Genomic DNA, 12,647 nt, shown 5'->3' with positions numbered 1-12,647 from the left:
GTCCAATCTTCAGGGGGTTGTGCCAAGGCCGTCGACCATGGCGTCGGTATTGGTGCGCATCATCCGCAGATAGGTGTCGGCGCCCTGTCCCGGCCCGCTCAGCGACTCGGTGAACAGGGCCACGACCTGGACCTCCACCCCCGCCTCCGAGGCCAGGACCTGCGCGAGCCGGTCGGGTTGCGCGGAGTCGGTGAAGATCGCGGGCACCTCGTGCTCGCGGATGGCGTCCGCGAGCTCCTTGAGGTCGGAGGCGCTCGGTGAGGCGAGGGTCGTGCCGCCCGGGATCACGGTGCCGACGATCGTGAAGCCGTACCGCTGGGCGAAGTAGCCAAAGACGTGATGGTTGGTCACGAGCTCGCGCCCGGCGGGTGGAATGGCGCCCAGGCGCTGCTCCATCCAGGCGTCCAGGCGCTCGATCTCGCGGCGGTAGGCGGCGGCGTTCGTCCGGATCACCGCCGGATCGACGCCGTCGATCCGCTCGACGGCCCCGGCGATCGCGTCCACGGCCATGGCCATGCGCCGCGGGTCGGTCCAGAAGTGCGGGTCGGGGCGGATGGGGTCGGCCGCCTCCGCGGCCGCCAGGGTCGCGACCCCCGACTCCCGCGCCGCGTGGACGTTGCGCAGGACGCCCTCCTCCAGGCCGAGGCCGTTGTACACGACGAGCGCGGCCCGCTCCAGCCGGGCGGCCTGCTGGGCGGAGACGCCGAACGAGTGCGGGTCGGAGCCCGGTTTCATCAGCACGGTGACCTGGGCCTGGTCGCCGACGATCATGCGGGTGACGTCGCCGAGGATGTCCGTGGTGACCACCACCTCGGGACGGCGCTCACCACCGCTCGCGCAGCCCGCCAGCAGCATCGCCAGCACGATCACCAGGATTCTCATCGGCCCGTCTCCACCATGTGCGTGGGTGTGAAGTCCAGCTCGAACGTGCGCGCCCGGCGCAGCCCGTCGCGATAGTCGATCTCGTGTACGGCCTTCACCGCCGGATCGTTGACGTAGGCCCTGTTCGGATCCGCCTGGATGGTCACGCGGTCGTCGGCCCTGTCGAGGAGCCGCGTCTTCGCGAGCTTCTCGCCGGACTCGGGGTCCCAGGAGTGCAGGACGCCGTCGGTCGTCAGGACAAGCACCGGGGCCTGCGGGCCCGTGGCGGTGACGGCGGCCACCGGGCCCGTTTTGAGGCGTTTCCAGCTCTTCGCGGTGACGTCGAGCACCCGTACGCCCTCGTCACCGGCGATGGCCGCCAGGACCGTGCTACCAGGGCGGCCGCTGAGCTCACCCGGACGCTCGCCCGGACGCTCGTGCGGGCGCTCGCCCGGGCGTTCGTCGCGATGGGGGATCTTCTCCGCGCCTTTCCCGCCGACGAGCAGCGCGCCGTCGGCGCAGTCGAAGACCGCGCCGCGCCTGGTCACGACCGCGCCGCGCGGCTGCGGGCAAGGCTCGTCGAGCGTGCCCGCCGGCGCACCCGCCCTGGAGTGGATCGCGACCTTGCCGCCGACCGGCACGAAGAGCCGTTCGCCGTACGGCAGCGCGGTGCCGGTCCCCGGGACGGCGGCCGTCTGGGCGATCAGTCCCTCCTCCAGCTTCGCGCGGTCGAGCAGGCGGACACCGCCGGAGCCGGACACCGCCGTCACGGCCGCGTCGCTGGCCGCCCGCCGTCCGGTGACCGTGCCGACGTCGCGGGGGGTGGTCCGGTAGAAGTGCAGGTGGTCGCCGTGGTCGACGGTCCAGCCGCCGCTGTCGATGACGCGCAGCGACTCACCGGCGTGGGCGACATAGGCGAAACGGCCGTCGTCTATCATGCCCTCGACGGACGCGACCCGGGCCACGGCGGTGACCTTCTCGGTGATCAGATCGAGTACGTGCACCGCCCCGGTGCCCGCGTCGGCCAGGACCAGGCGAGCCTGCGGCTCGGCCGTCTCCTCGGCACCCCGTACGTATCCGTGCGGCGACACGGCCTCCACGGGTACGGCGGCCCTCTCCGCGTTCCCGCACCCGGACAGCAGGATGATCGCCACGAGCAGCGCGGCCTTCATCGGTGGCCTCGCAACCGGGACGCCGACGCCGACACGAAGAACATCGACACGGCCACCGCCGTGATGGTCGCCCCGGCGGCCGTACCGAGATGCCACGAGACGAGCAGCCCGGTCACCGCCGCGCCGATGCCGAGCAGCGCCGCCCCCAGCATGATCACCGGAATACGCGTGGCCCACAGCGCTATGGCGGCGGGCGGCGCGACGAGCAGCCCGAACACGAGCAGCGTCCCCACTACGTGGAACGACGCCACGATCGCCAGCGTGACCAGCCCCAGCATCAGCGCGTGCGCCAGCCGGGGCCGTAACCCCAGCGTGCGCGCCTTGCGCGGGTCGAAGGCCAGCGCGACGAACATCCGGTGCCCCACCACCGACACCAACCCCGCCACCAGCAGCGCCGCCACCAGATAGCCGAGCTCCCGCCCGCGCACCGCCAGCACGTCACCGAACAGGAACCCGGTCAGATCCACCGCGAACGACTGGGAGTGCGACACGATGATCACTCCCAGCGAGAGCATCCCGGCGAAGAGCAGTCCGATGCCGGTGTCCTGCGACAGCCGGGGCGACCTGCCGAGCGCGGTCACCCCGGCCGCCATCGCCACCGCGGCCACCAGCGCGCCGAGCACGAGACTCCCGCCGAGCAGCGAGGCCAGCGCCACGCCCGGCAGCATCCCGTGCGACATCGCATCGCCCAGGAAGGCCAGCCCCCGCAGCACCACCCAGGTCCCGGCCAGCGCGCAGATGAGCGACACGAGGATCGTCGCCCACAGCGCATGCCGTACGAAAGACACCTCAAAGGGGCCAATTAGCCAGTCCATGATTCGGCACTCTACAATGAAAACCGTTATCAAGTTCAAGTGAGAGGGCTCAGATGACGGGCATGGCGATCGACGAGCTGGTGGCCGGCTACCCGGGGCGGACGGTCCTGCGGCAGGTCACGGCCCGGATCCCCGCCTCAGCGGTGACCGCGCTGGTAGGTCCGAACGGCTCCGGCAAATCCACCCTGCTCGGCGTCCTGGCAGGCGTGATCCCCGCCACCTCCGGCACCGTCGAGCGCCCGCGCGCCCCCGCCTTCGTCATGCAGCGCAGCGACGTGCCGGACGCACTGCCGATCACGGTCCGCGACACCGTGGCCATGGGCCGCTGGGCCCACCGGGGACCGTGGCGGCGGCTGTCCAGACACGACTGGTCCATCGTGGACGGCTGCCTGGCCCGCCTGGACATCCTCGATCTGGCCGCGCGCCCGCTCGGCTCCCTGTCGGGCGGCCAGCGCCAGCGCGCCCTGGTTGCCCAGGGATTGGCGCAGGAGTCCGAGGTGCTCCTGCTCGACGAGCCCACCACCGGCCTCGACGCCAAGGCCGACCTCCTGATCCAGACGGCGCTCGCCGCGGCGAAGGCCGCCGGCGTCACCGTCGTGCACGCCACCCACGACCTGCCCTCGGCCCTGCGCGCGGACCACTGCCTGCTGCTCGACGACGGCCGCCTCGTCGCCGAAGGCCCACCCCACTCCGTGCTCACCCCGAGATAGGAAAATTTAGTTGCGCAATTTTCCTTTCCTATTTACGGTGGAGTCATGGCCACCGACGAGAACCGGCGCATCACCGAGCTCGACACGCTCAAGGCGCTGGCGCACCCCCTGCGGCTGAGGCTCTACCGCGCCCTCTACCAGGCGCGCACCGCCACCGCCTCACAGCTCGCCGACCAGGTCGACGAGGCCGTCTCCTTGGTGAGCTACCACCTGCGCAAGCTGGCCGCCCACGGCGTCATCGAGGAGGCCGACCAGCAGAGCTCCGACGGCCGGGAGCGCTGGTGGCAGATGGTCCTGAGCAGCTACTCCGTCAGCCACAAGGACTTCAGCGACGCTCCCGAGCGGGCCGCCGCCTACTCCGCGTTCACCCGGCTGGCCTTCCGCGAGCATGTCGAGCTCTACGAGCGTTACCTCGACGAGCAGGCGGCCTGGGAGCAGGAGTGGCGCAGCGCCGCCTTCACCTCCCGCACCCTGGCCCAGCTCACCGCCGACGAGCTGCGGCAGGCCAGCGAGGAGCTGCGCGAGGTGCTCAAGAAGTGGCAAGCACACGCCGACGCGACACCGGACGCCGAAGGCCGCGAGAACGTCGTCCTCCACCTGTTCGGCTTCCCGACCCGTCCATGATCTGGAGCCACAGCATGCATCCCGACATCCACTTACGACTCCACCACATCCGCGCCGCCGAGCTCCACTCGCAGGCGAAAGCCCGCCCGCGCCACCGCTCCCCCTGGTCGGCCGTGCGCCTGCGTCTGGGCTGGAAACTCGTCGAGACCGGGCTCCGTCTGGTGACCCTTCAGCGGGTCTGAACCCGGCGCACCGCCCAGGCGGTCAGCACGGCGGCGCCCGCGGCGACCAAGCTCACCGCCCTGGTCAGCCGCGCCGCCCGCCGGATGTCCCGTACCCGCGGCTGAGGCCCGTCCCCCATGGTCGGCCGCCGCTCGATCCTGCCGCCGTAGACGTTCACCCCGCCCAGCGTGACGCCGAGCGCACCGGCGAACGCCGCCTCGCACCGGCCCGCGTTGGGGCTGGGGTGCCGGTGACCGTCCCTTTTCAGTACGGCCAGCGCCCCACGCGGGTCCGGACCCGCCAGTACGGTGATCAGCCCGGTGAGCCGCGCCGGGACATAGTTGGCCACGTCGTCAAGCCGGGCCGCCGCCCAGCCGAACCGCTCGTACCGCGGTGACCGGTGCCCGACCATGGCGTCCAGCGTGTTGATCGCCCGGTAGGCCAGCAGCCCCGGCACCCCCGCCACCGCCCCCCAGAACAGCGGCGCCACGACCGCGTCCGAGGTGTTCTCCGCCAGCGACTCCACCGTGGCCCTGGCCAGCTCCGGCGCCGCCAGCCCGGACGGGTCACGCCCGCACAGGTGCGGCAGCCGTTCCCGAGCCCGCCGCAGGTCCTCGTCCTCCAGCGCGCCGGCCATGTGCTCGCCCTCGCGGGCCAGCGTGGTGCCGCCGAGCACGGCCCACGTCGCGGCGGCGGTCAGCGCCGTACGGACGACCGGATGGCGAACCCGCTCCGCCAGCACCCCGATCCCCGCCGCCGCCCCCACACAGAGCGCCACGTGCAGCACCCCGTTGGCCCGCGCGTCCCCGTACAGCTTGCCTTCGAGCCCGCCCGCGACCCGCCCGAACGCCGCGACCGGATGCCCCTTACGGGGATCGCCGATGATCGCGTCGAGCGCCACTCCCAGCGCGAGCCCTGCGGCTCGGTCAGACCAGATACGCATGCAACTCATCTTCGTGGACATCCAGCCAGGCTCCGGCCCGCCGGATGCGCTCCCCCGCGCCGCTCGCCCACATCCGCCCCCAGCTTCCCCCTGCCGCGGCCCGGGTGCGCATGACCGTGTAGGAACGCTGGAAACGCAGCCTGGACAGCTCAAGCAGCCGGCGACGATCACGCGGGCGGACACCGTACGCATCGCAGAACACCCGCAACCGCTCCCCCACCTCGACCCCGCGTAACAGCGGATGGCGGTCGACCGGATCGGCGATGGGCGCCCAGTGCCGCAGCGTGGTGACCACATCGAACAGCCGCGTGGTGGGCCGCGCCAGATCAAAATCGATCATCGCGTACGGCCGGTCGTCACGAAAAACCACGTTCTCCGGGGTCAGATCACAATGTCCGATGACCTCTGGGGGCGCGTCATCATTCGACCCGCCCTCCCAGCCGTCATGAGCCAGCGGGAACCCCGCGGTCGCATCATGAAACCCGCGCAACAACCGTGCCACCCCGGCCAGCGCCTCACCGGTGACACTCGCCGCCGTCCACCCCGTCGTCCCGGGTACGAAGGTCAGAACTTCCCGCCCCAACTCGTCCACCCCGAGCACCCGCGGCGCCCCCTCGAACCCCGCCGCCGCCAGATGGCGCAGCAGAGCATGCACAGCGGGCGTCGACTGACCGACCGGCCTGCGCACCGTGTCCCCGACACGCACCACCCCGTCCGTCACATCACCGCCCTGCAGCGGAATCTCATGCAGGAGGGTCGCGAACATGACACGACAGATTAGACCCCCCGCGACGCCCCCGCCTGGCCTTTTTGCTCACAGATGGGTCGCGATCACCACCCCACCGAGCCGCCGCCCGACGAGGGAAAGATCGCGTACGTGGGGGTCGAGGACTGACACGGGCGAAACCTGTGCATGACAAGTCGCCGGATCATGCACAATAAGTCGGGAGCGCCCTTAGCTCAGCTGGATAGAGCATCGGACTTCTAATCCGACGGTCGCAGGTTCGAATCCTGCAGGGCGCGCTTTGATCATGGTTCTGACCTGCGGAAACGCGTGCCATCGTAGGCGTATGGAACATAGTTCTAGGCCGTCAGTGCTCGCGCGGTGCTCGCCCGCACCAATCGCGCACACACCATGATCGTTACGCTGCTCACCGAGCCAGAGCGGCCCTGTTCCGCCGCGAGTCCGGCGAGACGAGACCGCTCTTCCATCCCGGTCAGGCGTGCAGATGCCTCAGCGCGCTCCGCCCTTCCTGATCGTCGTCTCCCAGCAACAGCGCCGCGGTCTTCTCCGCCGCCGCCATCGCCACCTGCGGAAAGACCGAGGTGTAAGTGTCGGCGGTGAACGCACTGGAGGTGTGCCCCAGCGTCTCCTGGACCACCTTGATCTCCACACCCGCGGCCAGCATCAACGACGCCGCTCCGTGCCGCAGATCATGCAGCCGGATCGGTGGCAGGCCCGCCAGATAGGCAAGCCAAAGGAACTGATCGGACACGTGCTGGGGATGCAGCCGGTCGCCGTCGGATTGGGTGAACACGAAGCCGGTCCCCCCTCCACGCCTCTCCCGTGGCGAGCCGTTCCTGGTGCTGACGCCGCTGGTGAGCGCGCAGGATCGCGATCGTCTCGGCATCCAGGGCGACGGTGCGCATGGAGGCGTTCGTCTTGGGCCTGCCCTCGTGGATCCGTCCGGCCAGTTGCACCAGCTGCCAGGCGATGCTCACGGTTCCGGCGTCGAGATCGACATCTTTCCAGCGCAGCCCGCACGCCTCCCCACGCCACAGACCTCGCAGCGTGATCAACCGATACAGGGCGAACAGCCGATGCCGGCTCGCCTCCTCCAGAAACAACCGGGTCTGCTCCGGCGTCCACACCATCACCGCCGACGGACGGGGCACCCGGATGTAGGCGTCGATCGGATCGACCCGCCGCCCACCCCTGCGCCTGCCGATAATGTCATCCATGCAGTTCAAGCCGCATGTGAGTACTCGTGGAGGACACCGCCGAGTTCGTTGCTGACCTCGCCGTAGCCGGCGCCGCACAGTTGCTCGACCTCGGCGTCCATCATCCGCTGGGCGAACTCGCGGATCATCGTCCGCAGCAGGTCCGGGCTCGCTGCGGCCAGGGTGTCGTCCAAGTACTCCCCGACAGCAGGCACAATGTCATTGACGGCCACTTCATCCCCTTCGTGTAGATATAGGCGAATCGAAGGATTACGGAGTGGCCGTCTCTTGTCACATGGATCTCACCCGCACCACAGCATGGGCTAGATCACCCGCACACCATCTCCCTGGACGTGAACGGTCGCCCGGCCGCGACCGTCGTGGGCGGATCGGGCGGTGATCAGTGCGCTGGCCCGGCTGTTGCCCGCAGCCGACCGTCTGAGGTTGTTCGTCACGCCGGGCACACTGTTGCACTGGCACGCTGATCTGGTGCGGAGGCGCTGGATGTTCAAGCGCCGCAGGCATGGGCGGCCTGCGGCACGGCCTTCGGTGTGATCGCTGGTCCTTCGGATGGCCCGGGAGAACCCGTTGTGGGGGTATCGGTGGATCGCCGGTGAATTCGCCAGCTGGGGGTATCGCATGGGTGCTTCCACCGTGTGGCTCATCTTGAGGAAAGCCGGCCTCGAACCGGCACCGCGGCGTACGGGATCGACCTGGAGCGAGTTCCTACGCGTACAAGCCTCCGGCATCCTGGCGTGCGACTTCTTCTACTGCGACACCGTGTTCCTCAAGCGCCTGTACGTCTTGTTCGTCATGGAGATCGCGTTGCACACCCGGCCCTGATAGCGATACAGCATCCGGGCGACGCTTCGGCATGCGCTGAACATGGCCATCCGTTAGGACCGGCTGATGGACTTCAATCCCGAGGCGACGTCGGCGCGACCCTTGCGGCTGAGCATAGGCAGCAGCATTCCGGTCCACGCATGTGTCAGACCGGATCCCGGCCCTGGCCGCCGACGCTCGACAGGGCGCCTTCGACCACGTCGCGGAGTTGTGCGCGGGCGGTGATGCCCAGTTTGGGGAACACCCGGTAGAGGTGGGAGCCGACCGTGCGCGGCGAGAGGTACATTCTCTCTCCGATCTCACGGTTCGTCAGGCCGCGGGCCGCGAGCTGGACGATCTGCTGCTGCTGGGGACTGAGCTCGGTGAGAGCGCCGGGCGCTTCGCTGCTGGCGGCCTCGATGCCGGCGGCGCGCAGTTCCGCCTTCGCCCGCTCCACCCATGGCCGAGCGCCGAGCCGCTGGAAGGTGTCGAGTGCCGTGGTCAGCAGCGGGCGAGCCTCGGCGATGCGACGTTGCCGCCTGAGCCACTCACCGTAGTCCAGCCGTGTCTGTGCTCGCTCGAACGGCCACTGCTCGCCCGCATCGTCCGCAAGCGCCGCCTGGAAGTACGGTTCCGCGTGGTCCCGTTCGGCGAGCAGGGCGCGGCCTCGGTTGAGCAGTGCGGTGATCCGTACCGACATGCCGGTACCAAGGCGCCACGCCGATCGCTCCAGCAGGTCGGCGGCGTCCTCCTGCCGCCCTCGGCGGACGGCCGCCGAGGCGAGTTCGGCCAGGACGGTGTAGGAGACGTGATAGTGAACCGGATCGCCGTCGCCGGTGAAGGCGGAGCGGAACTGCGCGTACGCGGTGTCGTAGTCGCCCTCGGCCACGGCCGCCAGGCCCAGGGCCCGGCGTGCGAAGACCACGATGGAGCGGCTCTCCAGCGGGTCGACGAGGGCCAACGCCCGCTCGGCACCGTGTCGCGCGTCGCCGGTCTCGCCGAGCAGCGCGAGCGCCGTCGCGTCCAGCGCGTACGCACATGCCTCGGCGTGGTCCAGCCCGGCCGCTGACGCCACCGCCGAGATGTCGGCGGCCACCGAACGGGCCTCGGTCCATCGGCTCTGATCCAGGTAGGTCCAACCGACGGCGGAGCCCAGGCCGTCCGGCAGCGAGCCGCGGGCCTGCCACCGGTCGTACGCCTCGTCGAAGGTCCTGGCGGCCAGGGCGGGCTGGTCCAGGATCCACGCCACGATGGCGAGCGTGGTCAGACTGCCGGCGTCGTCCCTGGCCTCGGCGATGAGCCCGGGCAGCGCCGGAGCCAGGGAGGCTCCCGCGCCGTTGGGGTCGGAGACGGCCTGCACCCAGGCGCGCAAGGGGCCCCTAGCGGTGAGGTCCGGTACGGCGGAGAGCAGGTTCTCGATCCGTTGCCGCTGTGGCTCCTCGCCCGAGTAGTAGCGGACCACCGCGGCCGCGGCGAGCGCGTCCAGCACGCGGGGCGAGTGAACGGCCGCCGCCTCGTCGGCGACGCGGGTCAGCAGGGCGAAGGCCGCCGCATGAGGCCGGCGCAGGGACCTGAGCCGCCCGGTGGCAAGCGCGGCGCCGCTGCTCAGTGACGGGTCGTCACTGAGCTCGCGGACCTCGGCGGCCAGGCGTTCCACCCAGCCGAGCTGACCGGTGAAGACGGCCATGTCGGCGGCCTCGGCCAGCAGCCGCGCCTGGTCCGCGCGGCGCGGGCTCAGCTCCGCCGCGCGTTCCAGAGCGGCGGCGGCGGCCGCATAGCCGCCCCGGCGCCGCGCCCGGCCGGCCGTCTGCCGCAGAGCGGCCGACACCTCCTCGTCGGGACGCGTGGTCGCGGCGGCGAGGTGCCAGGCACGGCGGTCGGGCTCCTCGCTCAGCTTCGCGAGAGCGAGATGCGCCTGCCTGCGTTCCTCGAAGGAGGCGGCATGGTAGATGGCCGAGCGGATGAGCGGGTGGCGGAAGGAGATCCAGAGGCCGTCCTGGCGTACGAGACCGGCCCGCTCCGCGGGTTCCCACGCCTTGTCGCCGGCTTCGGGGAGTCCGCGAGAGGCCGTGAACGCGTCCGTTACGTCAGCGGCCGCGAGCAGCAGAAGGGGGCGACGGGTCGCCTCCGGCAGGAACCGCGCCTGCTCCGCGAAGATCCGCTCCAGTCGATCGGTGATGGGCAGCGGGCCCGCCACGCTGCCGCCGCCGGAATGCCGGGTCGCGCCGGCGCGGGCGAGTTCGACCAGAGCCAGCGGGTTGCCGGCCGACTCCTGCAGGATCCGTACCCGGGTTCGGCCGGTGGGCGGCGCCGGCTGCCGGTCGAGCAGACGATTCGCCGCCCCACCGCTCAGCGGGCCGATCTCCAGGCGCTCGAATCCCTTGTCGAACCCGGGCACCGCAGCCTCGGCGCGTGCACCCAGCAGCAGCGTGACGGGTTCGCCGTCCATGCGCCTGGCCACGAAGGAGAGAACGTCCAGCGATGCACGGTCGATCCACTGGGCGTCGTCGACCACCACGAGCAGCGGTGCCGGCTCCGCCAGGTCCGACAGCAAGGTGAGAATGGCCGATCCGGTGAGCACGCCGTCTGGGGGCACGGTTCCCTGGTCCAGCCCCAGGACGGTCCGGAGCGCGGAGCGCTGCGACGACGGCAGGCTGTCCAGCTCGCCGAGCACCGGGCGGAGCAGTTGATGAAGGCCCGCGAATCCCAGATGGGCCTCAGACACGCTGCCGGCCGCTCGAAGCACCCGTCCGCCCTCGCGCCGCGCGTGACCGGCCGCGAAGTCGAGCAGCATGCTCTTGCCGGCACCGGGGTCGCCCGTGAGGATCAGGACTTCGCCGCATGACCGGTCAGCGGCGATCCGCCGCATGATTTCCGCGGTCTCGGTTTCCCGGCCCACCATCGACAGATAAAGATCGTCTGCCGAGTTCTTCCCTTGGGCCCTTCTACCGTTTTCCACAAACGCTCCAGAGATTTGCTCGAATAATCGCGCGAGGTCATCAACGCGTGCGGCGTCCGGGATATTCCGCTGTCCGATATCTGCTGGCAGCGGCCCTTCAGTCGGGTGACTGATACCGGTCGGCGCCAGTATTGCGGACGATGGTGAGCGTCTGGCCGCGACCATCAGAGAGCGGCCTATCACGGTCCTGCTGTTACTTGCTCGCGATGACACGCAGGACGTGACCAGTGATTCCATCGGAGTGCGGAAATGAACAGCATCAATACTTCACGTTCCCTGAACCGGCGCGGCTTTGTCGGAGCCGCGGCGGGCATCGGCGCCGCCGGGCTGCTGGGCGGCGCGCTGGGCCGGCCGGCCACCGCCTCCGCCGCAGCCTCCGAGAGCCGGACCCGCGTCGAGACGATCAAGCTGGGCAAGGTCACCGTCACTCGTGTCCTGGAGTACAGCGGACCCGTCGGCATGACCTCACGCCAGTTCTTCCCCGGAAGTCCGAAGGAACTTTGGGAGGAGAACAAGGACTGGCTGAGCCCGGACTTCTGGAAGCCGGGCACCGACATGGTCAACTCCGCTTTGCAGACCTGGGTCCTGCGCAGCGGGGGCAGGACGATCCTGATCGACACCGGCGCCGGGAACGACAAGTTCCGTCCGTACGCCAAGCAGTGGCAGTACATGGACACGGGCTTCCTGGGCCGTCTGTCCCGCGCGGGAGTCAGGCCGGAGGACGTCGACGTCGTTGTCAACACCCACCTGCACAACGACCACGTCGGCTGGAACACCCGGCGCGAGGGCCGTGACTGGGTGCCCACCTTCCCCAACGCCACCTATCTGATCCCGAAGATCGAATTCGACTTCTGGAACCCCGCGGGCCCTGTGCGGCCGAAGTACTGGCAGGGTAACCAGAACGTCTGGGAGGACAGTGTGCTCCCGGTGCACGAGGCGGGCCTGGTGAAGCTGTGGGAGGGCTCGTACATCCTTGACTCCGGTCTGAAGCTGGACCTCGCCGCCGGACATACTCCCGGCTCGTCCGTAATCCGGCTGGAGTCGGGAAACGACAGAGCGGTGTTCATCGGCGACCTGCTCCACACCCCGCTGCAGCTCGAACACCCCGAGTTCAACAGTTGCTTCGAGGAGGACGAGAAGCAGGCGCTCGCGACCCGGCGCCGCGAACTGGAGTGGGCCGCCGATCACAAGGCCCTCATCCTGCCCGCGCACCTTCCCGGCCACGGCGCTGCAGAGGTGGAGCGCAGCGGCGGCAATTTCCGGATCAAGGAGTGGGCGGGGTTCAGCCGTAGCTAACCCGGCCGTCGGAGGACCTCTGTTCTCATCACGGAAGGATGTACGGAGACCGTCATGTGGGCAAGAAAGACGGCGTCGCTGTGGGAGCGCTTCGCCGCCGCCGAACCCGGGCTGATGCGGCTGGCCTCCGCGATGCGCGCCGTCCTCGGCGCCGCCGCGTCCCTGACCGTCCTCGCGGCTCTGGGGCAGTCCGGCACGGCGTTGCTGGCCGGCGGGTTCACCGCGATGGTGACCTCGCTGGCCATCAGCGATCCGCATCCGCGCAACCAGCTCATCACGCTGGGGCTAGGGGCTCCGGTGTCCCTGCGGCCCTGGCCGCCGGAGCCGTGCTGAGGCCGTACC

The 12,647-nt window shown here is 70.1% G+C and carries 13 protein-coding genes, 1 tRNA gene and 1 pseudogene; 7 read left to right on the top strand and 8 right to left on the bottom strand.

All coding sequences use genetic code 11. The annotated features are described in order from the left end of the window. Positions 1–9 precede the first annotated feature (9 nt). The 3 genes from aztC to aztB are packed head-to-tail and all read right to left on the bottom strand — an operon-like array spanning position 10 to position 2,848. A complete protein-coding gene (gene aztC, locus IEY87_RS04310) occupies positions 10–882 on the bottom strand; it encodes a zinc ABC transporter substrate-binding protein AztC (RefSeq protein ID WP_189137115.1) in 873 nt (290 codons plus the stop codon). Further along, positions 879–2,033, bottom strand: coding sequence for a hypothetical protein (locus tag IEY87_RS04305; protein WP_189137114.1), 1,155 nt, complete (start codon positions 2,031–2,033; stop codon positions 879–881). Before IEY87_RS04305 ends, aztC begins: the two co-directional genes overlap by 4 nt. Continuing rightward, entirely contained in the window at positions 2,030–2,848 is an 819-nt protein-coding gene (gene aztB / locus IEY87_RS04300) for a zinc ABC transporter permease AztB (RefSeq protein ID WP_189137113.1), read from the bottom strand. The genes IEY87_RS04305 and aztB overlap by 4 nt, the downstream gene beginning before the upstream one ends. A 62-nt stretch (positions 2,849–2,910) precedes the next feature. Here aztB and aztA point away from each other — a divergent pair, with 62 nt between their 5' ends. Genes aztA through IEY87_RS04285 form a run of 3 tightly spaced genes read left to right on the top strand, consistent with a single transcriptional unit; the run spans position 2,911 to position 4,364 of the window. Then, a complete protein-coding gene (gene aztA / locus IEY87_RS04295; RefSeq protein ID WP_225278040.1) occupies positions 2,911–3,558 on the top strand; it encodes a zinc ABC transporter ATP-binding protein AztA in 648 nt (215 codons plus the stop codon). A 45-nt stretch (positions 3,559–3,603) separates the two neighbouring features. Then, positions 3,604–4,182, top strand: coding sequence for a winged helix-turn-helix domain-containing protein (locus IEY87_RS04290; RefSeq protein WP_189137111.1), 579 nt, complete (start codon positions 3,604–3,606; stop codon positions 4,180–4,182). Positions 4,183–4,196: 14 nt separating this feature from the next. Next, positions 4,197–4,364 carry a hypothetical protein gene (locus IEY87_RS04285; RefSeq protein WP_189137110.1) on the top strand — a complete coding sequence of 56 codons (168 nt, stop codon included), beginning with the start codon at positions 4,197–4,199 and terminating at the stop codon, positions 4,362–4,364. Here IEY87_RS04285 and IEY87_RS04280 read toward each other — a convergent pair. Together IEY87_RS04280 and IEY87_RS04275 are read right to left on the bottom strand one after the other, a co-directional pair. Beyond that, positions 4,352–5,287 (bottom strand): cobalamin biosynthesis protein, encoded by a 936-nt coding sequence (locus IEY87_RS04280; RefSeq protein ID WP_189137109.1) that lies wholly within the window; start codon positions 5,285–5,287, stop codon positions 4,352–4,354. The genes IEY87_RS04285 and IEY87_RS04280 overlap by 13 nt on opposite strands. Beyond that, positions 5,271–6,053, bottom strand: a complete 783-nt coding sequence (locus IEY87_RS04275; protein ID WP_189137108.1) for an aminoglycoside phosphotransferase family protein — start codon at positions 6,051–6,053, stop codon at positions 5,271–5,273. The genes IEY87_RS04280 and IEY87_RS04275 overlap by 17 nt, the downstream gene beginning before the upstream one ends. A gap of 183 nt (positions 6,054–6,236) precedes the next feature. On the opposite strand from IEY87_RS04275, the gene IEY87_RS04270 reads away from it, so the two are divergent. Next, positions 6,237–6,310, top strand: a tRNA-Arg gene (locus tag IEY87_RS04270). Positions 6,311–6,504: 194 nt separating this feature from the next. On the opposite strand, the gene IEY87_RS04265 is transcribed toward IEY87_RS04270, so the two are convergent. Together IEY87_RS04265 and IEY87_RS04260 are read right to left on the bottom strand one after the other, a co-directional pair. Continuing rightward, a complete protein-coding gene (locus IEY87_RS04265) occupies positions 6,505–6,918 on the bottom strand; it encodes a tyrosine-type recombinase/integrase (protein WP_225278041.1) in 414 nt (137 codons plus the stop codon). Positions 6,919–7,293: 375 nt separating this feature from the next. Next, positions 7,294–7,446: pseudogene (locus IEY87_RS04260) on the bottom strand (IS256 family transposase); the annotation flags it as partial. Between the two features lie 448 nt (positions 7,447–7,894). Between IEY87_RS04260 and IEY87_RS04255 the strand changes: the two are divergent. Beyond that, complete coding sequence (locus IEY87_RS04255; RefSeq protein WP_189137105.1) at positions 7,895–8,071, top strand: hypothetical protein; 177 nt, start codon at positions 7,895–7,897, stop codon at positions 8,069–8,071. A gap of 145 nt (positions 8,072–8,216) precedes the next feature. Here IEY87_RS04255 and IEY87_RS04250 read toward each other — a convergent pair whose 3' ends face one another. Continuing rightward, positions 8,217–10,952, bottom strand: a complete 2,736-nt coding sequence (locus IEY87_RS04250; RefSeq protein ID WP_225278042.1) for a helix-turn-helix transcriptional regulator — start codon at positions 10,950–10,952, stop codon at positions 8,217–8,219. Positions 10,953–11,258: 306 nt separating this feature from the next. On the opposite strand from IEY87_RS04250, the gene IEY87_RS04245 reads away from it, so the two are divergent. Continuing rightward, on the top strand, positions 11,259–12,305 hold the full coding sequence (locus IEY87_RS04245) for an MBL fold metallo-hydrolase (RefSeq protein ID WP_189137103.1): 1,047 nt from the start codon (positions 11,259–11,261) through the stop codon (positions 12,303–12,305). A 54-nt stretch (positions 12,306–12,359) separates the two neighbouring features. Beyond that, on the top strand, positions 12,360–12,638 hold the full coding sequence (locus IEY87_RS45460; RefSeq protein WP_225278043.1) for a hypothetical protein: 279 nt from the start codon (positions 12,360–12,362) through the stop codon (positions 12,636–12,638). Positions 12,639–12,647 lie beyond the last annotated feature (9 nt).

This window comes from Nonomuraea glycinis (assembly GCF_014646515.1).
GTDB lineage: Bacteria > Actinomycetota > Actinomycetes > Streptosporangiales > Streptosporangiaceae > Nonomuraea > Nonomuraea glycinis.
The sequence above is the reverse complement of the archived record's forward strand: the minus strand, read 5'-3'. Positions and strand labels throughout refer to the sequence as shown.

Bases quoted from the DNA above. Each gene is read 5' to 3' on its own strand.
- aztC (WP_189137115.1), bottom strand. From the start codon at position 882: ATGAGAATCCTGGTGATCGTGCTGGCGATGCTGCTGGCGGGCTGCGCG.
- IEY87_RS04305 (WP_189137114.1), bottom strand. From the start codon at position 2,033: ATGAAGGCCGCGCTGCTCGTGGCGATCATCCTGCTGTCCGGGTGCGGG.
- aztB (WP_189137113.1), bottom strand. From the start codon at position 2,848: ATGGACTGGCTAATTGGCCCCTTTGAGGTGTCTTTCGTACGGCATGCG.
- aztA (WP_225278040.1), top strand. From the start codon at position 2,911: ATGGCGATCGACGAGCTGGTGGCCGGCTACCCGGGGCGGACGGTCCTG.
- IEY87_RS04290 (WP_189137111.1), top strand. From the start codon at position 3,604: ATGGCCACCGACGAGAACCGGCGCATCACCGAGCTCGACACGCTCAAG.
- IEY87_RS04285 (WP_189137110.1), top strand. From the start codon at position 4,197: ATGCATCCCGACATCCACTTACGACTCCACCACATCCGCGCCGCCGAG.
- IEY87_RS04280 (WP_189137109.1), bottom strand. From the start codon at position 5,287: ATGCGTATCTGGTCTGACCGAGCCGCAGGGCTCGCGCTGGGAGTGGCG.
- IEY87_RS04275 (WP_189137108.1), bottom strand. From the start codon at position 6,053: ATGTTCGCGACCCTCCTGCATGAGATTCCGCTGCAGGGCGGTGATGTG.
- IEY87_RS04265 (WP_225278041.1), bottom strand. From the start codon at position 6,918: ATGCCGAGACGATCGCGATCCTGCGCGCTCACCAGCGGCGTCAGCACC.
- IEY87_RS04250 (WP_225278042.1), bottom strand. From the start codon at position 10,952: ATGGTGGGCCGGGAAACCGAGACCGCGGAAATCATGCGGCGGATCGCC.
- IEY87_RS04245 (WP_189137103.1), top strand. From the start codon at position 11,259: ATGAACAGCATCAATACTTCACGTTCCCTGAACCGGCGCGGCTTTGTC.
- IEY87_RS45460 (WP_225278043.1), top strand. From the start codon at position 12,360: ATGTGGGCAAGAAAGACGGCGTCGCTGTGGGAGCGCTTCGCCGCCGCC.